This window comes from Salmonella sp. FC25216, from assembly GCF_057751355.1.
The window spans coordinates 1-313 of record NZ_JBDGON010000044.1 but is presented as its reverse complement, the minus strand read 5'-3'; the positions used below and the strand labels follow the sequence as shown (position 1 = coordinate 313).

The 313-nt window shown below is 50.2% G+C and carries 1 pseudogene; it reads left to right on the top strand.

Annotated features, from left to right (window positions below):
- Positions 1-184: pseudogene (locus AC3G3F_RS23915) on the top strand (transport protein); the annotation flags it as partial.
- Positions 185-313: the final 129 nt, after the last annotated feature.

The following is a 313-nucleotide window of genomic DNA, read 5'->3' as shown; positions in this document are numbered from 1 at the left end:
GCTGGGGACCGGCGTGAGGCAGGTCTGGCTCGCGGAGCAAACGCTGAAACAACGCTGGGATATACCGGCAGGAGTACCGCTACCTGATGCGGTAAGAATAAGGATGCCGGACGTCAATCCGGACATCAATCAACCGATTGCTTTGGTAAAAGCCGGGGCAGGTAACGCATCGGATTTACGCTGACAGCGCGTTCAGGTTATACCCCGCAGTATTCAGAATCATTCTGTTACGTTCTGAGTAATTTATTTTACGCCAAAGAAATATGGCATTCATCGTTGTCTGGAAATACAGCGGAACGTGTGTCGTTAATGA